The sequence below is a fragment of the Eisenbergiella tayi genome (genome assembly GCF_001881565.1).
Taxonomy (GTDB): Bacteria; Bacillota; Clostridia; order Lachnospirales; family Lachnospiraceae; genus Eisenbergiella; species Eisenbergiella tayi.
This window is the reverse complement of the sequence record NZ_MPDJ01000004.1, coordinates 600,903-624,659: the sequence shown is the minus strand read 5'-3', so window position 1 is coordinate 624,659 and position 23,757 is coordinate 600,903. Positions and strand designations below refer to the sequence as shown.

The window sequence follows — 23,757 nt, the reverse complement described above, 5'->3', positions numbered from 1 at the left end:
GAGGGATGATAGATGGAAATTTGGATAACAGCATGTAACTGTTAACTTCGTTTATGAGGAAACTATATGGCAAAAATATATTTTATTGGCGGTTCACCATGCAGCGGCAAAAGTACAATAGCAGAAATATTATCCGAAAGATATGGACTTCAATACTTTAAAGTTGATGATCATCTGGAAGAATATACAATTCGTGGGGCGGCAGATAATCTCCCCATTTGTAAAAAGCAAATCGAATGGAATGCAGAACAAATATGGATGCGGGATCCGGTTTTGCAGTGCAAAGATGAGATTATTTTTTATGAAGAAATATTTGATTATATATGGGAGGATTTAAATAAAGTAAACCAAAAGGGAGCCGTTGTTACAGAAGGGGCAGCATATTTTCCTCATATTATGAAGAAGCTGCATGTACCGGAAGAACAGTACGCGGCGATAACTCCGACCAAAGACTTTCAGATTTCTCACTATAAAGAACGGGAATGGGTGCCTTATATTTTAGAAGGATGCAGTGATAAAGAAAAGGCATTTCAAAATTGGATGGGCAGAGACAGTCTGTTTGCTGACACGGTATGTAAGGAATGCATGGAATTAAATTATCTTTCGATCGTTAATGATGGGGGAAATTCGATAAATGAGATGGTTCAGATAGTTTCAGCGCACTTTGGATGGAAGGTATAGCAGGATAAAAGAAAAGATATTGTTTTTCTTCAAATACTGAAGCTGGAGATGAGTTTTTTATATCAGATTTATCGCTGAATGAAAAAAACAGAAATAAGGGGGATAAAGCTTATGACAATTCTTGAACAGGTTAGTCATGAAACGATGGTATTTATGCGCGGTAAGTATCGCCTGGATGAAATCGGAGACGGCAAAGATGAACTAAAGTTTAAGCAAGGGCAGAAAACTATTCTTACAGTGTATACACACGATGATAAATTCACATTTTTGATTATCTTTGGAAGAAAAGAGCGTGAATGTTTTGAAATGCAGAAGAACGAATTTTCAACATATATACATGATTATTATGATAACTCAAAAACTTATCATGATGGAAAATGGATGTTCATTGATGTAAGTACTTTGGAACAATTAGAAGAAGTCAAAAAGCTTATACTTATTAAAAAGAAGCCCAACCGCAAACCTTTTAAAAAAGAAAATGCGTTATATTCCAAATGCGGCCAACGCTGTGATTTATGTGTTCATTATGCAGATTTAGATGAGGATATGCGGGATATTATGATTCCTCAGCTGATTAAAATGTGGGGACAGACAGATTGGAGCATGCGCTGCGAAGGATGCTATAGTGAGAATTGCTATTGTAAAGATGAGCCATGCAATGCAAAAGGCTGCGCACCGCAGAAAGGATTGGCGGAATGCAGAGAATGCGGTGAATTCCCATGCGTTAAGGCTACATCAGCAGATTATCGTTCGATGATACATACAGAAGTTCATTATGCAGATGAAATTACATGGGGCATACTTCCCTATGTGCCTATGCAGTATGAAGAGCAGTAGACAGAGTGGTAAAATCCTCCGGATCCTTTTGGGGTTTGGAGGATTTTTTTATTAGATTATTTTTACGACTATTCCGAGACGATATGGTATAATTAGAATGCTGTAAAATGCTGATATCCGGAAAGCGGGATGAATTGCGCAGCGAGTGTTATCATACAGAGAAGATAACTTGACCGTGTTCAGATAATGTCTGCCAATTTTGGACGTTTTTCCATTACAAACAAGATAGCAATTAACAAGATGAAGTATCATTAATTTTCCGGAGGGTTACCATATGAAGAATTTAATCAGACTTACCGATTACAAGGCAAAAGATGTATATGAGATATTTGATATAGCAGATGAAATTATACAGGGGAAGTATAAAGATATTTTGAACGGGAAAACAGTAGTTTTGTTCTTTCCAAACAGCAGTATCCGTACCAGAGTTACCTTTGAAAAAGGAATTCGGCTTTTGGGCGGGCAAGCCGTTTTATTCCCGTCGGATACCTTGGACAAGAGAGAGAATAGTAAGGATGTTATAGGATATTTGAATAATTGGGCCGATGTAATTGTAGTGCGTCATAAGGATATAGCCATGCTGGAAACGATGTCGCAATATTCAAAGGTTCCGGTTATCAATGCCCTTACAGCTATAAATCATCCCTGTGAAATGCTTGCAGATATGTATGCGCTTTCAAAAATCAGAAAAGATTTTACAAAGGATAAGTATCTCTTTTGCGGCCTGAAAGGAAATATCGGACTGTCATGGAAAGAGGCGGCAGATGTCATGGGATTTGAGTTATCCCAGTGCTGTGCGGACGGATATGAAATGGAAGGAGTTCCGGTTTATCATAATATTGAGGATGCCATAATCGGCAAAGATATTGTCTGCACGGATTCGCTGCCATCGGATGTACTTGAAAAATCTTCCGGTTGCCAGGTGACAAAAGCAGTCATGGAAAAAGCAAATAAAGGTGCGGTTCTGAATCCATGCCCGCCCTTTTATCGTGGGGAAGAAGTATCCGGCGATGTAATAGATTCTGAGTACTTTGTGGGATATGAGTTTAAGAAATATTTGCTGGAAATTCAGCAGGCAGTTATTATATATTGTATGATAAATTAATATTTATTTGAGCAATGGATAAAAACAGTATATGCGGTTATATTTACTGCTTATATTATGGCGGGAATTGGATTAATGTTCAATGAAAAGTTCGGCGGAAATTGACATTTTTCTACAAAAGTGTTAAGTTATATGTATAAATTTTAGCAAAACAGTCGAAAGATTGTGACGCAAAGCTATAGGGCCTGTAATATGGTAGCCAGTTGCAAATCTGTTATATGCTGCTGATATTCAGTAGTTTTTTTATTTTAAGTGGATTTTGTTTACAATACATTGTAAGCGAAAATGCTTGATAAAAAAGTATAACGCTAAAAAAATATCAGGTATTGTGTCAATACAGAATTGTGTCTAATGACAAATTAAAGTAAAAAGGCAGAGAAAGCAACATTGGGTATTTATAAATATAGGCATATTAAACCAAGAGGGGAGAAATGAATAAATGAATTGCAGATTTTGTGGTGCAGAAGTAGAGGAAGGTGCTAAATTCTGTCAAAAATGTGGTAAAAATTTAGAGGAGGTTTCTGATAAAAAAAATTGCCCGAAATGCGGTTCGGAACTGGAAAAAGATGCGAAGTTCTGTTTGAAATGTGGCTATAGTATGGAAAAAAAAGCAGCGGGTAATGGAAAAAAGAAACTTATTATTGGGATAGTCGCTTTAATTGCTGTTATATGTATTGGCGGTGGTATTGGCGTTGTAGTTCATCAGAAGGCAGTCGAAAAGGAAAGATATGAACAGGAGTTAGCTGCTGAACGAGAACGTCAGGAGGCTGAACGTGCACGTCAGGAGTTGATAAATGCATATGGAGCTAAAGCAATGGAATTGAATAATGCGATTAATGGTACCGAAAATAATTTTAATTTACTCAGTTCCATGTATGATACTTCAACAGGTATTAATACAGGGTTGCTTGGACCTGATTTTTTCACGGACTATGTTGAAGGACTATGCTCCTCTGAAATCAATACGGAAAAAGACAGAAAGAGAGAGATTGATAAAATATATACGGAACTTCAGGATATTGGATGTGATGAGGAAGAAGTTAAGGAACTGAAAAAAGCCATGGAAGACTATTATTATGCATATTGTGAGAGATATAGTTTCCTTGTGGAAGGGGATTTTTCAGTTAATAATTTTAAAGCAAAAGAAGAAACAAGCAAAAAAGATTTTACAGATAAAGCGGCTGTAGTTAAAAGTTTAATTCGTAATGTGAATACTTTGGGAACAACGGAAGAGAGTGAGATAGAGGAGGGATCGACTTTATGATCTGTCCCAAATGCCAAAATGAAATACCTGACGAAAGTGTCTTTTGCCCTAACTGCGGATATCAATTAGGAGAATCTGATTTCACAAATACTGTTTCTAAAGGGAAAATATCCCTTAATATCCTCTTTTTTATCATTGGAATCGTATGTGCTGTAATAATAATTGTTATATTAATTGCCGTAAATTCTACACCAGCAGCGAAATATAATAAGGCCGAAGATGCATTCGCTGCCGGTAACTATGAAAGGGCTATTAAGTATTATACGGCAGCCGGCGATTATGAGGATGCTCAGGAAAAATTGGCGGAAGCAACCATTGCAGATCATTATGCGAAAGGTATTGAATTTTTCGGGAAAGAAGAATACGATGAGGCCTTAGCACAATTTAAAAATGCTGCAGGTTATGAGAATTCCGACGAGATGATTAAAAAATGTAACTATGCGAGGGGAAATCTGTATTTGGAAGCAGGTGATCTGCTATCTGCAGCAGAAGAGTTTAAAGCAGCGAAAGGTTATGAAGATTCTAATGAAAAGATTTTGGATATTGGGCGGGAATATGTAAAGAACAAAGATTATGAAACAGCTCTGACCGTATTTGGGTATGTTAAAGGCGGTAAAAATGATGAATACGCTCAATATGCGCAGGGTATGATTAGTTTTAATAATAAAAAATACGCAGAAGCTTCAGCATACTTTGAAAAAGCTGGTACTCTTTTTGATGCAGAAGGACTATACGCGGAATCAGTATATAACAATGCAAAATCATTCATGGATTCTCAAGAATATACATCAGCATCCAAGCTTTTTATAAAAATATCCGATTATCAGGATTCTTCTGAAATGTCCAATGCCTGTATTTTACTTTCGGCAAAAAAGAATATGGAGGAAGGAAATCTTAATCAGGCAAAAAAGGAACTGGGAACGCTTCCGGATAATTTCTCATATAATGGCACCAATTCTGCAGATCTAATTACAAAATTAAACAGCATTAGTAATTGGATAGGATTGTGTGGACAATGGAGTTCAACAACAGGTTTAGCGGAATCAAATTGTAAAGCAAGAAATTATTATTATGATGGAGGAACCTGGACCCATGATATCGAAAAGGGAGATTATAAACTGGATATAAAATGCAGATTAAATGATGATGGTTCAATCAACCTGTCGGGTAATGGCTCCATATTTGTCTTTACTAATTGGTCGACAATACAGATCGGATTAAAGTATAATATTAGTAAATCGATTTCCTTTGATAAAAAAGTCAGTGCTTCTGATTTTGGAACTCCGTTAGTGATAGACGATTATACTACCATAACACTTTCTGCGAAAGGTATCGAATTAAAATATAAGGAGACGGACAATAATTCCGTAACCAGTTTTATTTATACGTATACGACTAAGGTTACCTTTGGAACATTGTCAAATACATACTGATTAAAAATGGGGGGGACTTTTTATGTATTGTAAAAAATGTGGGCAGTTGTTGGATGAAACCATATAAAACAATTAATGCGTACGTTGGCGGCGATGCTTATAATTATATTATCAATGGTAATTATGCAACTGCTTATTTTGTTTTGGCAGTTGGATTAGCTTTAATTTGTATGGGATTTCTAATTGTATATTATATTTCAAGGGAAAATAAATAATGATTTGTAAAAATTGCAGTGCACAAATTGAGGATGATTCCGTTTTTTGTACTCATTGTGGTGCGAAAATAATTGTTGATAAACAAATAAATGATGATAATTCAACTATAACAAGGAAAGATGTGGAACACGTTAAATGTCAAAAGTGTAGAAATGACTTACCATATGGTGCAAAATTTTGCCCGAATTGCGGAGAAAAATCAGGTTTATCAAAGGAAATAAAAGTACTCAGTATAATTGGAAGCAGTTTAGTTGTTGTACTTGCTATAATTGGTTTTATATTTATCAATATAAATGCTCAGAAATCACCTATTGAAGGTGTGTCAAAGAAAATCTATGAGCAGGGAATGCAATATCTTGAGGACATGAATTCTGATGTTGTTAAAGAATATGTTGCAGAATTTATAGAAAGTAATAACGAAATGCCGCTCGATCAGGTGGCTGATAATATAACGGAGGTTTCGTTTCAGCTTGATCTTGGGAAAAAACCTTCTTCCAGTGAGGTGGTATTTAATGATACAATTAATGAAATATGGAGGAAAACATGTGTTAGCTATGTACAGGAATCTTTATTGGAAAAACTTTCAGATGATACAGATTCGTCTTCTGTAAATATAGCTGCAACTATCTTCAAAGGTGTTATCTATGAACAGAAAGATAAATTGAAGGATGCGGTAGATTCTTTAAAAGCCGCCTCTACATACGATGATTTAGTTTCTGTTTATAATAAGGCAAGCATGATTTATATGGATTCGGAGCAAGAGAATAAAGAAACGAATTAGTCATCGGCTCAAGATGTTTCGAATACAAATTCAGCAACTGCAGAGGAAAAAAGGACTTGAAAGAGCACATGATTATTTGGATTTTACAGCTTATTCATATAAAAGACTGATAGAACAGTTGGAATATGAAGTTTTTCAACAAAGGAAGCTGTATATGCAGCCGGTAATTGTGTGCTGATTGGTTTGAATAGGCTGTAAAGAGAGCAAAATTATGTTTGGATTATTATTCTTATTCAAAAACCGAATTACTTGATTAGCTTGAATCTTGGGGAATTACGAAAGAAGAAGTGGAGTACGGAGTAGAGATTGCTTATATATAATTGAGGAGAATTACGGAGATGTTCTGTACAAATTGTGGCTGCGAAATAAAGGAAGAAAGTGCTTTTTGTCCCAAATGTGGTAAAGTAGTAAGTGATACAGAAAATACACAGGATATTAGTATTACTGGAAGGAAAGTGCCAAGTAAGCGGACGCTCCGCTTGTTTATTCCCATTGCTATTTTGTTAGTAGTTGTATTAACAGTAGTAGTTATAATTTATAATGCTATGATGGGAGTAAAGGTAATTAATAATAAAGTCGAAGCTGGAAGTATTGTGCAGACGAAAGATATTATAATTCCGAGATCTTCTAATGGTATTATTCGTTTTCAAAATGAATTAGATACAAGCAAGTTAGGACAGCAGGCATTACAATATACAATTGAAAATGGAATTTTATCTATCAACAGGCATATAGAAATTGAGGTTATTGATACAACGGCACCAGTAATCAGTGGTCCTGAGAATATTAAGGTTCAAAAGGGTGAACTATTTAATCCTGCTGATTTTTATTCTGTTACTGATTTTGATGACGGATTGGAAAATAGTATTGTTGTTACCCCAGAGGTGAATATCAATGTTGTCGGCAGCAGTAAAGTACAGCTTTCAGCAAAAGATTCTTCTGGGAATATTGGGCTCTTGGATATTTCAGTTCAGGTTATTGAATTAACGGCAGATGAACAACTGGCGTTGAAAGCAATTAATAAATATGTTGAAAATAATGGATCTACTGATGGTGTTGCAAGTACTGTTATAGTATATAAAACGGATGCGGCAGGAACAAATGGAGTAGATTATTATGTGGAAATTAACAGTGATGTTTTATATGCAATCTATGATGATGGAGAAATCAAACCATTTACAGCAAAAGAAGCACAGAGTCAATTAGTATTGAAGTTATTGTTTATGGCTGTTGAGATGGATGGAACAGAAGTTAGCTCTTCAAAATTAGTTGATTAAAAGAACGGTAAGGATTGAAAATAACAAATTAGTGGCAGTTTTGTTTTGAACTAAAATGGTTACCCTGGGAATGTCCGTTTGATGGGCTTCCTGGGGTTTTTTGATAAATCATTCAAAGGATAAGATATTTTTTGTGTGATAATAGAAGAATAACCTTTTGATAAGAAGAGTATAAGAGATAGAATATAGTGGAAATGTCTTTTTGATGTTATGTTATATGAAATTTTATTGATATAGGGTGGGTAAGAATATGAAAATGGAAGAATATGCAGGCTATCAATATATAGAAGGCGGCGTTTGTGCCGCTCAGGGTTTTACGGCGAACGGATTGAACTGTGGCCTTAACCCGGATAAAGCAAAGAATGATCTGGGGATGGTATACAGTGAAAGGCTGTGTACGGCTGCTGCCGTATATACCACGAATAAGGTAAAAGGAGCTCCCGTTCTGGTGACAAAGCGGCATTTGGGAATGAGCGGGGGAAGAGCCAAAGCGGTGATTGTCAATTCAAAGAATGCGAATACCTGCAATGCAGACGGCGTGGAGATAGCGGAGAAAATAAGTGAACTGGCAGCGCAGGCACTGGAAATCAGGCCGGAGGAAGTGATAATTGCCTCTACAGGTGTCATAGGCCAGCCTTTGTCGCCAGAGCCGTTTGCTGCGCATATGCAGGAGTTGGCAGCAGGCTTGTCAAGAGAAGGACATACAGCCGCTGCTGCTGCCATTATGACCACTGATGCGGTCAGAAAGGAAGTGGCTGTGGAATTTCAGATTGCGGGCCGAAAATGCCGGTTGGGCGGTATGGCAAAGGGAAGCGGAATGATTCATCCCAATATGGCCACCACCCTGAATTTTATTACAACGGATGCGGCTGTCAGCACGGAAATGCTGCAGACAGCATTGAGCGACATTGTGGAAATCACCTATAATTGCCTGAGTATAGACGGAGATACCTCTACCAATGATATGGTCAGCATTATGGCAAACGGTGCTGCGGGAAATCCGGAGATCACTATGGATGGAACAGAGTATCAAAGCTTCCGACAGGCATTATATATTGTCATGGCAGCCATGACAAAAATGCTGGCAGCGGATGGGGAGGGAGCAACCAGACTTTTGGAATGTTCCTGTGTCGGATGTCCTGACCGGCAGACCGCAGTCAGTATAGCAAAAAGTGTTGTTCAGTCATCTCTGGTAAAATGTCTATTGTTTGGCTGTGATGCGAACTGGGGGCGGATCATGTGTGCAATTGGATATACGGATGCCGATTTTGATATTGATAAATTGGATGTAGACGTTGCTTCTGCGGCAGGTACCATTGAAGTGTGCAGGGGAAATGCGGTAATATTGCCATTCTCTGAAGAAAAAGCAGCAGAGGTTTTGGCGGAGGATGAGATTCATATTAACATTAATCTGCACCAGGGAGAAAAGCAGGCAAAGGCATGGGGCTGTGATCTGACCTATGATTATGTGAAAATTAATGGAGACTATCGTTCCTGAGTTCCTGTTTGCCATATTGTAGAAAAAATAACAATTTATGCGTAGGCTTGTTTTTAAAAAAGTAAACAAAAATCAAGAGAACTGAGATGAGAGGGTGAGAAAATGAAAATAGCTACATATAATATCTGGAATGATAACAGGGGCTGGCCCGACAGATTGGAACAGATATGCGATGAGATTAAAACACAGAATGCGGATTTATTATGTCTGCAGGATGTACCCGATGAAGATACCTGCAAGTATATAGCGGAGGAAGGAAAATATGGATTTTATTCTTTTGTAAAGCATCCTTCATGTGAATTGGCAATTTTAAGTAAGTATCCCTTTCTTGATGATTACAGCTTTGGTGAAGCCCAGATTGTCAATGTGAAAGCAGGTAATTATGTGCTTGAAGTAATCAATGTCCATTTACCCTGGGACAGTGTACTCAGCTGTGAAAAGCAGGTAATTGCGCTGGTGAACCAAAATAAAAAAACAAAAGCGGATTACTCTGTTTTCTGCGGAGATTTTAACTGCGAGGCCGGGAGCAGTGTCCAGAATTTTATCCTCGGTAAGCAGAGCCTTTATGGGGAGGAAGCCGTACCATATTGGGAAGATCTGGCGATAGTCTATCAGAATATTACGGGTATCGAACCGGAGGCAACCTTAGATCTGGCAGCGAATCCCCGCTGGAAGGATCATGGCTACAAACCTTGTGCGGGAACCAGGATTGATTGGATACTGCTTAAGTACAGTTATCCTAACCCATCCCCTAAGCTGAAAACATTCCGCTTATTTGGCAGAAAAATATCACCGAAAACCGGATATTGTCCTAGTGATCACTATGGTGTTTTAGCAGAACTGGATTTTGATAATATATAGAGGGAAAAAGGCATCTAAGGATATCTTTATCAGGGAGGATTATTTATGCACCAGCTTATCAAACCGAAGAAATTAAATCCCGGAGATACCATAGCAACAATATCCCTTTCGGGAGGCCGGGCGGGTGATCCTGATATGATAGAAAGATATCTATTTGGAAAGCGGCAGCTGGAAGAACACTTCGGAGTACATGTCATAGAAGCGCCCCATTCTCTGAAAGGAACAGATTTTTTATATGAGAATCCAAAGCTAAGAGCCGATGATCTGATTTGGGCACTGACAAATCCCCGGATAAAAGGAATCTTTGTGAATTCAGGCGGAGATGATGGCGGAAGACTGCTGCCTTATATAGATTTCAATATTATCAGGAACAATCCCAAAATTCTGCTGGGTTATTCTGATGTATCTGTATTTCATGCCATGTTTACCCATGCGGGAGTATCCTCCTTTTATGGGGCAAATCTCCTTGCAACGATTGCACAGCCGGGCGGCCTTGATGAGTATACAGAACGATGGATAAAAAAAGCGCTTTTTTCGGAGAATGTAATGGGTGAAATAGCGCCCTGTGATAAATGGGCCGATATCGAATGGGATAAAACCAAGAAATCCGCCTGGGTTCAAAATACCGGCTATGAGCTTCTTCAGGGGAGCGGCAGAGTCAGAGGCCGCTTACTGGGAGGATGCTGCGGTTCACTGCTGCAGATAATGGGAACGGAAATATTTCCGGATAAGAAGCTGTGGAAAGACAGTATTTTATTTCTGGATATCGGGACACCGTATGGTGTGGAAGTGGCTACCCTTCATCAAATCAGGGCCTTTGCCTCCGCAGGAATATTCCGACAGGCCGGAGGATTAATTTGTACGGGGATGCATGAAAGTGATAAGGAGATTCTGTTAAAAGTGATCCGGCAAGAGGAGGATTTACCGGATCTTCCGATTTTATATAATGCAGATATTGGTCACAGAATACCCATGACGGTTATTCCAATGGGGGCGCTGGCTGAAATTGACTGCAATAATAATACATTTTCCATTCTGGAAGCAGGGGTAAGGGAATAATGCCTTTACCTCTGTTTCTGAACGTACCCTGTCCAATAAGGGTTATCTTCGTCAAAAAGTTCCGCCGCAATTTCTGCAATTTCCTCAGGCTCTTCTTTTGCCCCGGTTTCAATCCAATACAGCAGTATATTCACAAAACCTCCAATCACAAACCGGGCTTTGTATTCAAAATGCGAGGGCAGATCGTTGTGATACTGCAGATAAACAGCCGGAATAAACTCATTTGAGGTTTGCAGCAGCAGGCCCGATAAGGCGCTGCGGCTTTGCAGTGAGGTAAGAAAAGGCAGATGCTTTTTACAGAAAACAAACTGTGATTCCGCCATGCTTCGGATGTTCCGTTTTTCCAGCCGGTTGAGAAAGGAGAGATATTCTTCTTTCAGAGCTGAAATATGGAATTCCATCACATCCTCCTTATTTTTGAAGTTACGATAAAAGGTGCGCCTGTCTACCTGGGCTTTCCGGCACAGCTCCGAGACGGTAATCGATTCATATGATTTTTTCCCTAAAAGGCAGATCAGGCTGTCAACAATCCTTTTCCGTGATTTCTGCGCCAAAGAGTGCATGCTCCGTTCCATCTGTTTATCCTCCGCAAACGCTACAGAATGTAAATAATTGTGGCTAGTTTTCCGAAACTGTTGTATCGTTATTTTCCTTATATTATACTCTCCCTGAATATGTGCCACAAGTGTGGCGGAAAGGATGGAAAGAAAACATGGAAAATACGTATACACTAATCACAGGCGCATCCTCAGGGATAGGAAGGGCTTTTGCACTTGAATATGGAAAAAGGGGCAAAATCTTATTATTACGGCCCGTTCCGGTGATAAACTCCAGGAACTGAAAAGAGAAATAGAGAAAGATAACCAGGTTTCTATCGAATGTATTATAATGGATTTAGCGGCAGAGGGAAGTGCAAAGCTGCTGTATGAAGAAATCAGGAAGAGGAAACTTCATGTTGATGCACTTATAAATAACGCAGGTTTTGCCACAAAAGGACTGTTCCATAAAACAGATTATAAAAGACAGCATGAGGAAATGCTTCTGAACATAGTTTCCTTAACGGAATTAACTTATCTGCTGCTGGAGGATATGTGCCAAAAAAGACATGGAACCGTCATTAACATTGCATCGGCAGCCTCCTTCAACCCGCTTCCGTATTCGGCAGTTTATGCAGCCACGAAGGCTTATGTGCTTTCTTTTACACAGGCCCTGAGCTTTGAATATCAGGATTATGGCGTAAAGCTTTTAGCTGTCTGCCCGGGAGCAACAGATACTCATTTCTTTGATGGCTTTAAGACTGCTGCCAGACGGCTGCGAATGCCGGAGGATGTGGTGAGAACCACAGAAAAAGCCCTTAAAAAAGGGAAAAGTATTTGTACGGACGGTACGTTTTGTAAAGCGCAGATGTTATTGAGCCGGATTGCATCAAGGAAATCTGCACTTGGGATTATGGGAAAAACAGGGAGGAAAACATGGGGATAGGTGTGAATTTGGATGATTTGCAGGATGAAATTTCAAGACAGCTTTCTGAGCAAGGGAAAAAGGATCTGCTGGAAGAATTTAGAAATCCGAAGAAACGTATTCATTTGGCTTTATGCAGAGAACCGTATATTCAATATATGATAAGCGGTTCAAAAACAATCGAGTCCAGGATAACGAAGAATAAATGTATTCCGTACGGGAAAGTGGAGAAAGATGATCTGGTTATCTTAAAACAGACAGGGGGCCCGATTCTTGCTGTTTTTTCTGTGAATAAAGTTTACAGTTATGAAACCCGATTTTTCAGTCTGGACGAAATAAGAAAAACTTATCAGAAACAGCTGTGTATCCATGACGACTGGTGGGAACGAAAGAAGGACGCCGGATATGCCACTTTGCTGGAAATCAGGGAGATAGCCGCGCTGAAGCCAATCAGTCTGTCTTTATATAAAAACAGACAGTCCTGGATTATATTGAGAGAACGGGAAAAGAGAATCTGAGGGTCAAAGACTCTTTTCCCTTTTCCTTTATTTTATATTGTAAGGTTGACATGACATGGGAAAAAGAATATAATCAATGTAATGTTTACCTTACAGGAGGATGATATGAAAAACAGAATCAGACAGTTTCGTGAAGAAAAAGGGCTGACCCAGGAACAGCTTGGAGAGATGGTGGGAACCTCAAGACAGGCAATTAATGCAATTGAAACGGAAAAATCCGAGCCGTCCATCTGGCTTGCCTATGATATTTCCCAGGTATTCGGCTGTACCATAGAAGAGGTTTTCTTTTTTGAAGAAAGTCCCAGAAAGTCAAGGGCTGACAGCAGCAGGAGGGATACGTATGGCAACAAGACAGCTTCGATATAATCAGGATCCTATTTTAAGGAAGCGGTGCAAAGAAGTAAAAGAGGTAGATGACAGAATCAGGCTGCTTTTGGATGATATGCTGGACACCCTGCACCACACGGAAAATGGAGCCGCCTTGGCGGCTAACCAGGTTGGGATCCTGAAACGGCTGGTAGTTATTGATTACTATGACAATCTGTTAAAGCTGGTAAATCCGCAAATAATGGAAAGCAGCGGAACACAGATATGCGTGGAAGGCTGCCTCAGTTTCCCGGATCGCTTTGTGAAAACAATCCGGCCTCAAAAGGTTACGGTAAAGGCATTAAATGAATATGGAGAGGAAATCATAATAACCGGAGAAGATGAAATGGCAAAATGCCTTTGCCATGAAATAGGACACCTGAATGGTGAAATATTTCTGGATAAAGCCATTGAGGATGAGTCATAAAATTTTTTTTGATAAAAATGCTTTATAGCCGTACCTAAATTATTACACCGCATCAGAAACACAAAATATCTTCCCCGCAGTAAAAATCAAGTCTTTGCATATGTCAACAAAACACCTGTATCATAATTATAAATTCTGGTGCCCCAAATGGGCGGAGAGTAAGATTGCCTTATATCTAACACCGCGGCAGATGGCAGAATATCATTTCATTTCGGAGGATGCAGCCTGAAAGGAAGAATGATAACTAAAGCCTGCTGCCTGCGCGGGAATTAAGAAAAGGAGAGGCTTTTATTATGATTAAGGAAATTTGGTGTATGCCTCACAGCCATCTGGATATCGGCTATACCCATCCGCAGCCCATGCTGATGGAACTGCAGGTGGACTATTTGAATCAGGCGCTGGAACTGACTGAAAAAACAAAGGACTATCCGGAATATGCCCAGTTCCGATGGACCGTTGAAGCCAATTACGTGCTTAAGGAATGGCTGAAAACGGCAGATAACAGCCAGATCCGGCGGATGCAGGATGCGGTAGCCCAGGGGAGAATCTGCCTTACGGCCCTGCCAATGCATACCACTCCCTGCTGTGATGCCAGGGAAATAACCGGAATGCTCAGGGATATAAAGGAATTGGAGGAACAATTCCATACGAAAATCCAAATCGCAATCAATCATGATGTAAATGGACAGCCCTGGTCAATGGGACAGCTTTTGCTGGACAGTGGTATTGATTTCTACCTCACCGGCATAAATATTCATTTCGGCGGCCTGCCGTTCGAACGCCCTTATTTCTTTCAATGGGAAATGGCGGATGGCAGACGACTGCCGTCTTATTTGGGAGAGCATTACTCCATGTTCAGCTTTTTTTCCGAAACATGGGAACACTCAATGGAGAAAATGCATAAGGGACTGGCTGAACATGCCGCATTTCTGGAGAAAAAAGGTTATAACAAAGATGTGATGTTTCTCACTGCCACAAATCCTCCTCTATATGATAATAATTGCCCGGATGCAGAACTGTCGGATTTGATAATGAAATATAATGAAGAGCAGCACGAATGGAAGATCCGTATCATTACGGCTCAGACGCTTCGTGAAAAATATAGGAAAGAGATGGAACAGGCTCCGGTGCACAGAGGAGATTGGACCGATTATTGGAATTTTGGTTGTGCAAGTACTGCAAAAGCGACAAGAGTCAGCCGCAGGGCCAAAAACACCTTACATATGTCGGAAACTCTGGAATGCTTTACAGGGGCAGGCGATGCACACTATGAGCTTGTGAAAAAAGAATACTTTAGAAATGCAATGATTTATGACGAGCACACATGGGGTGCGAGCCAGTCCATATCCGAACCGGATTCCCCGGAGGTCTGTTCGCAGCTGATTCATAAGGAAAAAACAGCTTACCAGGCTGCGGATCTGGCGGGATATCTTTTGGGAAGCCAGATAGAAGCCCTGTGTTCCAATCCGTACCAAAGCAATGAGGCGGAAGGGATCGTTTTGGTGAATACTTCCCAGGATGAGCAGGTGGTGGAAGCCGCATATCCTGTGCAGTACAGGAAAAAAGAAAGGCAGCTGAGTGCGCTGCGCTGTAAAAATTATATTCCATACCTGGAAAATCGGGAAGAAATGGAAAATGGCGGAATCTGGACCATCCCTCCTTTTACCGCCAGAATAATTCCGTTTGCTCAGCTGGATGAAAAAAAGAAGGAATGCGAAGGTCTGCGCGGTCAGTTTCAGCGCGAAGGAAATATCCTGAGTACCCCCTTTTACAGGATTGACCTGAGTGAAGAAGGAAGGATTATCCAGCTGTCGGAAAAAGAGAACGGAAAGCCGCTTCTTGATGAGTCACGCGGCTGGTCTCTGTTTGAGCCGGTCAGGGAAACCATTGACGAAACAACGGCGCCGGCTGTGCGTTCTGTTCTATATGGTGACAATATAACGGACAGACATACGGATATATCGCAGTGGAATCATGACTGGAAACCTGTACATTGCATACAGAAAGTGAAAAACTGGGAAATCAGGGAACAGGATTACAGCATTGCAGTGATTACCCATGGAGAACTTCCCGGGCTGAAACAGATAACACAGAAAATTACCTTTTATGCCTATAGTTCTTATATCCATGTGGAAACGAGTTTTTATAAGGAACCAGTGGTAATACCGGAGTCTCTTTATTTTGCAGTTCCTTTGAAAATGCAGCCGGACTGGAAATGCAGTTATGATACGGCAGGTGAGGTAGTGGAACTGGATGCAGGGCAGCTCGGAAATGTCTGCCGGGATTACCTGACGGTAGATACGGGGGTGGGAATTTATGATGAGGAACACTGTTTGACCCTTGCCTGTCCCGATGCACCTATGATTCAGGTAGGTGATTTCCATTTTGGAAAGGAAAACAGGAGCATTGCACGTACGGAAAATCCCTTGCTGCTGGCATGGCCTCTGAATAATTACTGGAGCACGAATTTTCTGGCAAACCAGAGCGGGAGTATGACCTTTACATATGAGTGTAACTTTCATAAAGAGTTTACAGGACGTATCTTGAGAAAAGATGGGATCCATGGCAAAGGCGCGGTGGTGACCGGAATAGCGGTACATGCAGAGGAAGAAGCGCGCCGGCTGATATCTGTCAGCGGATGCTCGACTTTACTTAATCTGTATCCCGCTATGGACAAAAAGGGAATTATACTTATCCTTAAAAATACGTCGGAAGAGACAGACTTGTTTCAGGTTACAGGGAATGTCTTTGATATTGTTTCGGCATGTTTCGTTAATCCGCAGGAGGATGAGATATCATCGATAGAGGTGAACGGTAAATGTGCAGGTATTATAATGCCGCCGGGAGGGCTGCGTTTGGTGAAGCTTTTTACCAGATGAGCAGAAGAAAGATATTTTTTTATGCAGTCTGAATTGTCAGAAAGCGGTAAAAAATCAGGCATGGTTATCATGCCTGATTTTGCGTGTAGAGAGAAAATTCTTATATTGGTTCCTCTTCATAATGAATGGGAAGTCTGAGGACTTCCGGTTCCAGTTTGTCATGGTATATGTCATCGCCCCCGGCTTCAACATAGACTTTTCCTATTTCCTTAAAGGTTTTCAGGCCTTCCGGAGTGACGTATTTTTGTTTTGTAAAATCCATATGAAGCCTGTAAAGAGTGGAACGGAAGGAAGAAATGGTCCGTTCGTTATCTCTGTCAATATGTGATTCAAGCAGAACCTTTATTTCTTTTACATCAGTATGAGTTTCCGCTTCATACTGCCGAAGCATGTCAATTTCTGTCTGATGCTGTTTCAGAGTATTTTGAATGATAGAATCTTTATCTTCAAGACCTTTTCTTTTTCTGTAATATTTCGTGAGAAGGCCGCCGAGAGTGGTGAGCAGCTTTGACAGACAGGAAATCAGAGTAGAGAGAAAAAAGATGACGCCTAAAATGGTGGTGAGGTCATACGTTTTGAGGGAATTTAAGATTGTATCCATATAAATGTTAAACCTTTCTACAGCTTGATGTATTTATTTGAAACATAGCCTGTTTTCCCATGGAATTCTATATAGAACCAGTTGGTAAGGGAATCCTGATGGAGGATATTTACGGTGTCGTTAACGGATAAGATGAAATCAGCTTGTCCGGAAACCGGGGTACGTCTGCAGTTTAATTTGCTGCAGTTTGATACGGCTCCCTGGGAAGAATGAATGTATTTATAACTGCACCAGATTTCGTCGGTGCTGCTGATTTTGCACCAGCTATTTCGGAGCTGATAGATATTTACTTTGTCTCCCTTGTGCATCTGATAGAGTATTTTACCGGATGTGGAGGGAGCATTTCTTATATTGAGGGTTGAGGCCGTGATTTCATTCCACAGAAGGGGTACAGGGTGGGAAGGAGGCAGTGGGTCTGTGCAGTATTCTTTATAAAGATGGTTTACATCAATAGGGTTGACCGATCCGGGAATGTTTGCAGAACCATATTGCCATATTTCGTATTTTTCGACAGATGGGGGATTTACAGAATAACGGGCACACCAAATATCGAATTGCTTAAGCTGGCTGTAGTTGAGCATTGTCTTGAACCAGTTGTCGGAGGCATATACACCCGGGATAAAGCCGGCTTCTTTGATGCGGCTGCAAAATGCAATAATATTTTTGGTGCGCTGATCTTTTGTGATATTATCTGCACGGCCTGAATGTGACTGATTGGCATATTCAGAATCTATGTAGACAGGATAGGTGACAGGGTAGTCCCTGATTTGACTGATTGTCCAGTCAGCCTGCTGGATGGCTTCTGTTTCATTTATGGATTGGTCATAAAAATAGAAGCCGAGCCTCATATTGTTGGCCAGGGCCTCTCTGGTATGCTCTGTGAATTTTTTGTCCTGAATCAAACTGCCTGTGGTGGAGGAGCGATAGCCTGCACGGATGATTACATCTTTGAATTTGGAGGCGGTAAGGGCGAGGTTGATTGTGTTGTGATGGGAAATATCGATTAGGTCGCGGAGTGGAGCAGAAGAGGAGGATTGTGTGGGAGAATTTATTTTTCTGGCGTTAGTATAGTCGACGCCGGTTAGTTCACCGTAATAGGTAAAGAAATTTCCTCGGGCAGAGTATTTGGTCCGGACGAGATCGTCTGCGGTACTTTTGGCTTCGAGAATCCAGGCTTCACCGGTGTCATCGATTTCAATGAGGCCGATATGGCCGCTGCGCCAGATGAGCATTCCGTTTACAAGGAGGCTGGGATCGGAGGTTGGGTATAGATGAGTCATTTGGGATTTTAGTTGAGAGCTTCCGATGTGGGGGATTCCGAAGGCTTTGCATATGAAACCGGAACAGTCGATTCCGATTTTTCCGACTTTGTTGAGGGTCATTGTTTTGATGGAGGGGGTATAGACGGTGGGGTACATGGAGGCCAGGGTGTTGATTTTTGTTGGGGTGATTGGCTCGTATTTAAAACCGTATGCGTAGACGATGTTGGTGGTGAGCATTTCGGTTGCGGTGGAGATGGCGGTTGGGATGGGGTGAGGCATTGGGAGGGCTCCTTTCTTTGGATAATAGGGGAATTAAGGGAAAGAAAATTAGAAAAATGAATGGAGTGATATTTTAAATGGGGATAGATTTTATTGGATTTTTCATAGAAAACGGATTAAGTAGAATATATTTGTTTAAGTTAATTATATTTGTTTGAGATTTATATAATGAAATAGCGATTTAGGAGGGTGCCAATTTGGATTTACATTCGATGGCCTGCCAGGTTACAAAAAGGTAGGTGCTGATACAGTTTACCCTTTTAAAGGATGGTATTATTTAGGAGAAGGATACTCATTTGATTTAAAAAGTTTTACTGATTATTCACATTTTACAATTGATAATTTTATAGTTGGAAGTAGTTCTGCAGGTGCAAGTCAGTCTGGTGGGCATGGTGAATTCAACACTTATGCAAAAATAAATGGGTTTAGCCTATCGAAATCGTATGATAATAAATTAGGAATACTTACAATAAATGGATATAGTCAGTTAGCTGGATGTTGGGATATTGATGGTTATTGGCGATATACAGTAACACAAAATGTTAAATGCTTTGCTTACTTAATATATAAATAATCCTTTAAAGCGGACATTAATGCTCATTTAAACTGTATTGTTCCCAGGCTTGTAGAATTACTCCCATCATAATTTCCAGTAGGGAGATTAAAAGTAAGCCTTAAATAATTGTAGTTCGACAAATCATAGTTTTTATTGGGTGAAAGCACTGAATCTCCAGGAAGACTTGTTGTTGATGATAATGCATATAAGTATTGAAACCATGAATTATTAATGTTCGTTGTTATCATTAATTTACACTTTGAGATATCAAACACTATGGATACAAATACCGTTTTATCATAACCTATAAACTTACAATAGGTTGAGACTGAAACTATTTTTTGCATACCAGAATTAAAAGGGTACGCTGTATCCGCACCTCCTGGTTTATATGTAGGTGTTCCATCCGAAGCAACAGAAAATTGGAAGCCGCCTAAATCGCTACTTTGTTTATTATTTATATGATAAAACTAATGAACTTAAACCTTAAATTAATTAGTCAATTACGATTGAACTATTGAATAAAGTAGCGATTTAGGAGGGTTATCCTTTTATGAAGATAATACCGGAAAGTATGTTGTGGGTGCCGATTCAGTCCCAAAAAAATTGGGTAAGGTTCCTTTCATGGTAACCGGTCTAAATTTCTATGTGCAACGTGATTTTAATGACTCTCATGGTGGCGCAATTGGATCATCCAATTCATTATATTTTTCGTTTGATATAGCCGAATACGAAACTATGTCCGTCGGAACAGTAGTCACAACTCAGACAAATACATATGATACCAGCAACGTATTCTATAAAGTAGATGATGGGGTCTGGGTAAAACTAACCTCTAATTTAGTACTGGATATCTCTTCTAATAGTTTAGTTACCATCCGTCCCGCTCCTACTTCATATGGAAATATGAATTCTACCGGGAGTGGTAGCGTAAAAATATCATCAATTATATTTTCCTAAAGATAGCTTTAGCCTGGCAAATATAGAAGTTTAGCGCTTACAGTAACTGCAGAATACTGGAATAAGACATCAGCGATTATAATATCTGAGCTATTGTCCATTGCCAGATTTCCTATGGCGGCACCTCCAGTCTGACTGGAAGAATAATCAGAGAAATGTAATACACCTCCGACAAGACGATAACCGGGAACGTTATTACTCAAATTTACTGTTGAGGTCTTTACTAGGGAATGTTCTTTGATTATATAAGGAGTTCCGGTTTTGACAAAATAGCCTCCATATGTAGCAGAAATAACGCTGCCGTATTGAGAGCCAGCCTGTACATGATTATTATCAGCACTTATTGTAGCAACATGCATTGCTCCTGAAGCGTATAAATTTGTAAATCCGTAAAGTGCAAGTTCGTAACCTTGGATTTCTTCTGGTGTAGCCGATATAACAGAATTGTTGCCTGTCCCATACTTACCTTTGAAATTGGTAATATAGGCTATGCTGCTAAATGGGACCCAGACTGAATCCGCACCTCGCACATATTTTATCCCGGCTTCTTCTTTGAAAGAGAAGCCGCCTAAATCGCTATATAGATTAATAATGAAAAAGAAGTATTTTATTGATTTAGTATAATAGTGATGTATATTAAATAGCGATTTAGGGGGATATAAATTTAGTAAAACAACGGACGGTAAACCAGGCTTTATTGTACCAGGAGGTGCTGATACAGTAATCCCTTTTAAGTTACTGGATATTATTGATTTGGGTACAGGCACAAATTTTGATGTCACACAGTATAGCGGATATGTCAATTATGCCGTAACTGATTTTATTGTGGAGCCTATTGCTAAAATTTCAAAGGGCTGTCATACGGGAGGCAATACAGATTACTTTGATATCTACAATACAATTACCTTAAATAAATCGTATAATTCAAATACGGGAATTTTTTCAGCGTATCAAACAGTAGATATAAATGCCATTGGATGCCAAAGCCGTGGTAATGCCAGGACAACATCAAATGCAGAAGTACACGCTTATTTGCTCTTACATTAATGCGGACTTTACGTTGGAACAAAGATACCTTGTACTACGCAGGTATTATTTCCTCCACCAGTTCCCCTCTGTGTATGTACAGACCAGGTGACAGTTTTACCTGATATACGTTGGCTTGTAAATTCAACATATTTAATTGTACCATTACTTATGTAAGTATTAAGTTGCTGGATGCCAGCATAAGCCAGCTTATAACCAGATATCCCATCAAATACCACCGAAAAATCAACTGTCTGCTCACCGTTCACACCTGCCATAGGGTATGTTGCAGATTTAGTCTGTATTTTCAGATCGCTACCCAATTTTTTTGGGACTGAATCGGCACCCACAACATACTTTCCGGTGTTATCTTCATAAAAAGATAGCCCCCCTAAATCGCTATCTTAGAAAATATAATATTTCATATAATCAATAATTTATTTGTTACAGAAATACTGTAATATTTAGTTTAGATGTTTCTGATATATGCATTGTATCTAGGAGAGCAAGAATATATAAAAGAAAGGCTTAAACTTTAAAATGAAAAAGGATTTGTTAATAAAATATATTGTGATTATATAATAAAGTACGTAATAAAATTATAACTAATTATTATTTCACAACAAATAGACATGAATAGAATCCATGTCAAAAAATAGATATAGGGTATTTTAGATTCTAATTATGCTGCATGTATTTTACACTCAGATCTAATTCTTTCAATGTTACTATAAATGTAATAATCATTAGTAGTATCTATGCTTTCATGCCCCATCATATCTTTGAGATCCTGAATTTTTACCCCTTTATTTATCATAGAAGTGGCAAACCATTTCCTGAACCGATGAAGATGAACATTTGTTACCTTAGCTCTTAAACCAATTTCCTTAACATATGCATGGATAGAATTAACTGTTAGTTTTCCATGTGGTTGACGGTCTGAGGCAAAGAGATATTCTGATTCATAACCTCGCGTTCGTAGATAAAACTGCATATGAACCTTACATCTGGAAGAGAAGTATACTATGCGTTCTTTGGCACCTTTACCATGTATCATTATAGACATTTGATCAAAATTTATATCTGATAATATGATTTTTGTCACTTCTTCTCTACGAATACCTGTTGATACTAATAAGTCTATAAGCGCGGTTTCTTTAGGCGTAGTACATGCATCCTGCATTAATGCAATATCTTCATCGGTATATGGCATTTCCATTTTCTTTTCAATTTTAACCCTTTTTATTCGTCTGCATGGATTTTTGATAACATAATCTTCATCTTCCATCCAACTGTAAAAGGTATTTAGGTTACGTCGGACATTATCAACATAAGAGTTTTGATTTCCTTTGCTGATAAGTCCGAGGTAACATCGAATTGCATTTGTATTAACCTTTTTTAAATCCATATTGATACATGAGGCAAATCGATTAATAGTATATTGATACTGAATAAGGGTATTTGGAAGGCAACCTTCAATTTTCTTACAAGATAGAAAATTTTGAATGAGTTTATTTGTATCATCCATATCCACAGAAGGAAGATCTTTTGCTTCCGAAATATCATAACATTGCAAGACATTAGATAACGTATAAATAAGCATATCCAATTGCTCAACCGTTAGATTTTCAGACATTGTTTGTGTTACTAGACTAATAAGCTTTTCTTTTGAATCATTCATACACATATTCTCCTTTTTAGTGTAATATTTACCATCCTAATAATTACAAATATATTTTATTTTGTCAATTAAATGGTTTGACGTGTATGAAAGTCCAAAATAATATTGTATTAAATAGCGATTTAACAGCAAAATACAATGATGAAACAGATTATTTAGAGATATTAACAAACGGAAATTGGCAACCTGGTTTATATGTAGGTGCAAAGTATTATAAAATATTTGAAGCTGGCAGTATTTTACGTTGGTCATTGAGTCTGGATAATGATAAAAATGGCTTACTTGACAATGGTGTATTAAATTATAATACGGCCGGAATGAATATCCAACTCAGAGGAGGTACATGGTATAGTTATGGAAAACTTCATATAAAAAGTAATTCATTTTATTCAGCAAATGGATACAAAAAGTTAAGAATGATTATAAGTGGTAACTCTGAAACAGGAACATTTACAGTTACATTACTTTCATCTATTGACGGTAATAGCATCCTAAAAACTAATAATATATCTATAACCAATATGTCATCTCTTACTTATGAACTAGATATTTCAGAATTAGGTAACACACCATTCTATATAATGCTATCTGTTCAGATGCCAAATTGCGGTCCTAGACAAGAGGGTGGAGGAGGCTCTCGTACTATGGCGTGTACAGTATCATCGATTGGATTTGTTAAATAAAATTGTGTTAAAGTATATCATAATACCAATGGACATATTTATACCT

23 protein-coding genes and 1 riboswitch are annotated in these 23,757 nt (G+C 39.0%); of the genes, 17 read left to right on the top strand and 6 right to left on the bottom strand.

Translation table 11 applies throughout. The features are described from left to right. Nucleotides 1-66: 66 nt before the first annotated feature. The 10 genes from BLA28_RS17395 to BLA28_RS17350 all read left to right on the top strand — a co-directional run bounded on the left by BLA28_RS17395 (nt 67) and on the right by BLA28_RS17350 (nt 11,012). On the top strand, nt 67-681 hold the full coding sequence (locus tag BLA28_RS17395; RefSeq protein WP_069158322.1) for a DEAD/DEAH box helicase family protein: 615 nt from the start codon (nt 67-69) through the stop codon (nt 679-681). 111 nt (nt 682-792) lie between these two features. After that, entirely contained in the window at nt 793-1,518 is a 726-nt protein-coding gene (locus tag BLA28_RS17390; RefSeq protein WP_044970740.1) for a DUF3788 domain-containing protein, read from the top strand. A gap of 274 nt (nt 1,519-1,792) precedes the next feature. Further along, a complete protein-coding gene (locus BLA28_RS17385; protein ID WP_069158321.1) occupies nt 1,793-2,623 on the top strand; it encodes an ornithine carbamoyltransferase in 831 nt (276 codons plus the stop codon). Nucleotides 2,624-2,758: 135 nt separating this feature from the next. Beyond that, nucleotides 2,759-2,834, top strand: a riboswitch (cyclic di-GMP riboswitch). A 228-nt stretch (nt 2,835-3,062) separates the two neighbouring features. Next, nucleotides 3,063-3,887 carry a zinc ribbon domain-containing protein gene (locus tag BLA28_RS17380; protein WP_016359783.1) on the top strand — a complete coding sequence of 275 codons (825 nt, stop codon included), beginning with the start codon at nt 3,063-3,065 and terminating at the stop codon, nt 3,885-3,887. Then, nucleotides 3,884-5,320: a zinc ribbon domain-containing protein gene (locus tag BLA28_RS17375; protein ID WP_069158320.1), complete on the top strand. Its 1,437-nt coding sequence runs from the start codon at nt 3,884-3,886 to the stop codon at nt 5,318-5,320. Before BLA28_RS17380 ends, BLA28_RS17375 begins: the two co-directional genes overlap by 4 nt. 214 nt (nt 5,321-5,534) lie before the next feature. Beyond that, nucleotides 5,535-6,317 (top strand): zinc ribbon domain-containing protein, encoded by a 783-nt coding sequence (locus tag BLA28_RS17370; RefSeq protein ID WP_071699266.1) that lies wholly within the window; start codon nt 5,535-5,537, stop codon nt 6,315-6,317. Between the two features lie 338 nt (nt 6,318-6,655). Further along, nucleotides 6,656-7,594 (top strand): zinc ribbon domain-containing protein, encoded by a 939-nt coding sequence (locus BLA28_RS17365; RefSeq protein ID WP_069158318.1) that lies wholly within the window; start codon nt 6,656-6,658, stop codon nt 7,592-7,594. 250 nt (nt 7,595-7,844) lie between these two features. After that, entirely contained in the window at nt 7,845-9,092 is a 1,248-nt protein-coding gene (gene argJ, locus BLA28_RS17360) for a bifunctional glutamate N-acetyltransferase/amino-acid acetyltransferase ArgJ (protein ID WP_069158317.1), read from the top strand. A 102-nt stretch (nt 9,093-9,194) separates the two neighbouring features. Further along, the gene (locus BLA28_RS17355) at nt 9,195-9,953 is read left to right on the top strand and encodes an endonuclease/exonuclease/phosphatase family protein (RefSeq protein WP_069158316.1); all 759 of its coding nucleotides are present in this window, start codon (nt 9,195-9,197) and stop codon (nt 9,951-9,953) included. Between the two features lie 45 nt (nt 9,954-9,998). Continuing rightward, nucleotides 9,999-11,012, top strand: coding sequence for a S66 family peptidase (locus BLA28_RS17350; RefSeq protein ID WP_069158315.1), 1,014 nt, complete (start codon nt 9,999-10,001; stop codon nt 11,010-11,012). A gap of 5 nt (nt 11,013-11,017) precedes the next feature. Here the strand turns inward: BLA28_RS17350 and BLA28_RS17345 are convergent, their stop codons facing one another. Next, nucleotides 11,018-11,587 (bottom strand): TetR/AcrR family transcriptional regulator, encoded by a 570-nt coding sequence (locus BLA28_RS17345; protein ID WP_069158314.1) that lies wholly within the window; start codon nt 11,585-11,587, stop codon nt 11,018-11,020. Nucleotides 11,588-11,789: 202 nt separating this feature from the next. Here BLA28_RS17345 and BLA28_RS17340 point away from each other — a divergent pair, with 202 nt between their 5' ends. The 5 genes from BLA28_RS17340 (at nt 11,790) to BLA28_RS17320 (ending at nt 16,663) form a co-directional block, all read left to right on the top strand. Further along, the gene (locus BLA28_RS17340; RefSeq protein WP_141702960.1) at nt 11,790-12,494 is read left to right on the top strand and encodes an SDR family NAD(P)-dependent oxidoreductase; all 705 of its coding nucleotides are present in this window, start codon (nt 11,790-11,792) and stop codon (nt 12,492-12,494) included. After that, the gene (locus BLA28_RS17335; protein ID WP_069158313.1) at nt 12,485-12,991 is read left to right on the top strand and encodes a hypothetical protein; all 507 of its coding nucleotides are present in this window, start codon (nt 12,485-12,487) and stop codon (nt 12,989-12,991) included. Before BLA28_RS17340 ends, BLA28_RS17335 begins: the two co-directional genes overlap by 10 nt. Before the next feature lie 105 nt (nt 12,992-13,096). After that, entirely contained in the window at nt 13,097-13,357 is a 261-nt protein-coding gene (locus BLA28_RS17330) for a helix-turn-helix transcriptional regulator (protein ID WP_069158651.1), read from the top strand. Further along, entirely contained in the window at nt 13,332-13,784 is a 453-nt protein-coding gene (def, locus tag BLA28_RS17325) for a peptide deformylase (RefSeq protein ID WP_044970731.1), read from the top strand. The genes BLA28_RS17330 and def overlap by 26 nt, the downstream gene beginning before the upstream one ends. Before the next feature lie 293 nt (nt 13,785-14,077). Beyond that, the gene (locus tag BLA28_RS17320) at nt 14,078-16,663 is read left to right on the top strand and encodes a glycoside hydrolase family 38 N-terminal domain-containing protein (protein ID WP_069158312.1); all 2,586 of its coding nucleotides are present in this window, start codon (nt 14,078-14,080) and stop codon (nt 16,661-16,663) included. A gap of 100 nt (nt 16,664-16,763) precedes the next feature. On the opposite strand, the gene BLA28_RS17315 is transcribed toward BLA28_RS17320, so the two are convergent. From BLA28_RS17315 to BLA28_RS17300, 3 genes are all read right to left on the bottom strand, one after another. After that, on the bottom strand, nt 16,764-17,264 hold the full coding sequence (locus tag BLA28_RS17315) for a hypothetical protein (protein ID WP_009252176.1): 501 nt from the start codon (nt 17,262-17,264) through the stop codon (nt 16,764-16,766). Between the two features lie 17 nt (nt 17,265-17,281). Then, nucleotides 17,282-18,805, bottom strand: a complete 1,524-nt coding sequence (locus BLA28_RS17310) for a GH25 family lysozyme (protein ID WP_081330102.1) — start codon at nt 18,803-18,805, stop codon at nt 17,282-17,284. Between the two features lie 1,524 nt (nt 18,806-20,329). Beyond that, complete coding sequence (locus BLA28_RS17300; RefSeq protein ID WP_143131505.1) at nt 20,330-21,088, bottom strand: hypothetical protein; 759 nt, start codon at nt 21,086-21,088, stop codon at nt 20,330-20,332. On the opposite strand from BLA28_RS17300, the gene BLA28_RS33445 reads away from it, so the two are divergent. Further along, nucleotides 21,075-21,368: a hypothetical protein gene (locus BLA28_RS33445; RefSeq protein ID WP_141702957.1), complete on the top strand. Its 294-nt coding sequence runs from the start codon at nt 21,075-21,077 to the stop codon at nt 21,366-21,368. The two genes, BLA28_RS17300 and BLA28_RS33445, sit on opposite strands and share 14 nt — an antisense overlap. 8 nt (nt 21,369-21,376) lie before the next feature. Here BLA28_RS33445 and BLA28_RS33440 read toward each other — a convergent pair whose 3' ends face one another. Further along, nucleotides 21,377-21,697: a hypothetical protein gene (locus tag BLA28_RS33440; protein ID WP_141702956.1), complete on the bottom strand. Its 321-nt coding sequence runs from the start codon at nt 21,695-21,697 to the stop codon at nt 21,377-21,379. Between the two features lie 332 nt (nt 21,698-22,029). Beyond that, the gene (locus tag BLA28_RS17295; protein WP_044971945.1) at nt 22,030-23,028 is read right to left on the bottom strand and encodes a tyrosine-type recombinase/integrase; all 999 of its coding nucleotides are present in this window, start codon (nt 23,026-23,028) and stop codon (nt 22,030-22,032) included. A gap of 86 nt (nt 23,029-23,114) precedes the next feature. On the opposite strand from BLA28_RS17295, the gene BLA28_RS17290 reads away from it, so the two are divergent. Continuing rightward, nucleotides 23,115-23,711 (top strand): hypothetical protein, encoded by a 597-nt coding sequence (locus tag BLA28_RS17290; RefSeq protein WP_071699265.1) that lies wholly within the window; start codon nt 23,115-23,117, stop codon nt 23,709-23,711. Nucleotides 23,712-23,757: the final 46 nt, after the last annotated feature.

Coding starts and splice junctions, on each gene's coding strand:
- BLA28_RS17320 (WP_069158312.1), top strand. CDS start 14,078: ATGATTAAGGAAATTTGGTGTATGCCTCACAGCCATCTGGATATCGGC.
- BLA28_RS17370 (WP_071699266.1), top strand. CDS start 5,535: ATGATTTGTAAAAATTGCAGTGCACAAATTGAGGATGATTCCGTTTTT.
- BLA28_RS17375 (WP_069158320.1), top strand. CDS start 3,884: ATGATCTGTCCCAAATGCCAAAATGAAATACCTGACGAAAGTGTCTTT.
- BLA28_RS17395 (WP_069158322.1), top strand. CDS start 67: ATGGCAAAAATATATTTTATTGGCGGTTCACCATGCAGCGGCAAAAGT.
- BLA28_RS17335 (WP_069158313.1), top strand. CDS start 12,485: ATGGGGATAGGTGTGAATTTGGATGATTTGCAGGATGAAATTTCAAGA.
- BLA28_RS17345 (WP_069158314.1), bottom strand. CDS start 11,587: ATGGAACGGAGCATGCACTCTTTGGCGCAGAAATCACGGAAAAGGATT.
- BLA28_RS17350 (WP_069158315.1), top strand. CDS start 9,999: ATGCACCAGCTTATCAAACCGAAGAAATTAAATCCCGGAGATACCATA.
- BLA28_RS17390 (WP_044970740.1), top strand. CDS start 793: ATGACAATTCTTGAACAGGTTAGTCATGAAACGATGGTATTTATGCGC.
- BLA28_RS17380 (WP_016359783.1), top strand. CDS start 3,063: ATGAATTGCAGATTTTGTGGTGCAGAAGTAGAGGAAGGTGCTAAATTC.
- argJ (WP_069158317.1), top strand. CDS start 7,845: ATGAAAATGGAAGAATATGCAGGCTATCAATATATAGAAGGCGGCGTT.
- BLA28_RS17385 (WP_069158321.1), top strand. CDS start 1,793: ATGAAGAATTTAATCAGACTTACCGATTACAAGGCAAAAGATGTATAT.
- def (WP_044970731.1), top strand. CDS start 13,332: ATGGCAACAAGACAGCTTCGATATAATCAGGATCCTATTTTAAGGAAG.
- BLA28_RS17290 (WP_071699265.1), top strand. CDS start 23,115: ATGAAAGTCCAAAATAATATTGTATTAAATAGCGATTTAACAGCAAAA.
- BLA28_RS17365 (WP_069158318.1), top strand. CDS start 6,656: ATGTTCTGTACAAATTGTGGCTGCGAAATAAAGGAAGAAAGTGCTTTT.
- BLA28_RS17330 (WP_069158651.1), top strand. CDS start 13,097: ATGAAAAACAGAATCAGACAGTTTCGTGAAGAAAAAGGGCTGACCCAG.
- BLA28_RS17355 (WP_069158316.1), top strand. CDS start 9,195: ATGAAAATAGCTACATATAATATCTGGAATGATAACAGGGGCTGGCCC.
- BLA28_RS17295 (WP_044971945.1), bottom strand. CDS start 23,028: ATGAATGATTCAAAAGAAAAGCTTATTAGTCTAGTAACACAAACAATG.
- BLA28_RS17310 (WP_081330102.1), bottom strand. CDS start 18,805: ATGCCTCACCCCATCCCAACCGCCATCTCCACCGCAACCGAAATGCTC.
- BLA28_RS17315 (WP_009252176.1), bottom strand. CDS start 17,264: ATGGATACAATCTTAAATTCCCTCAAAACGTATGACCTCACCACCATT.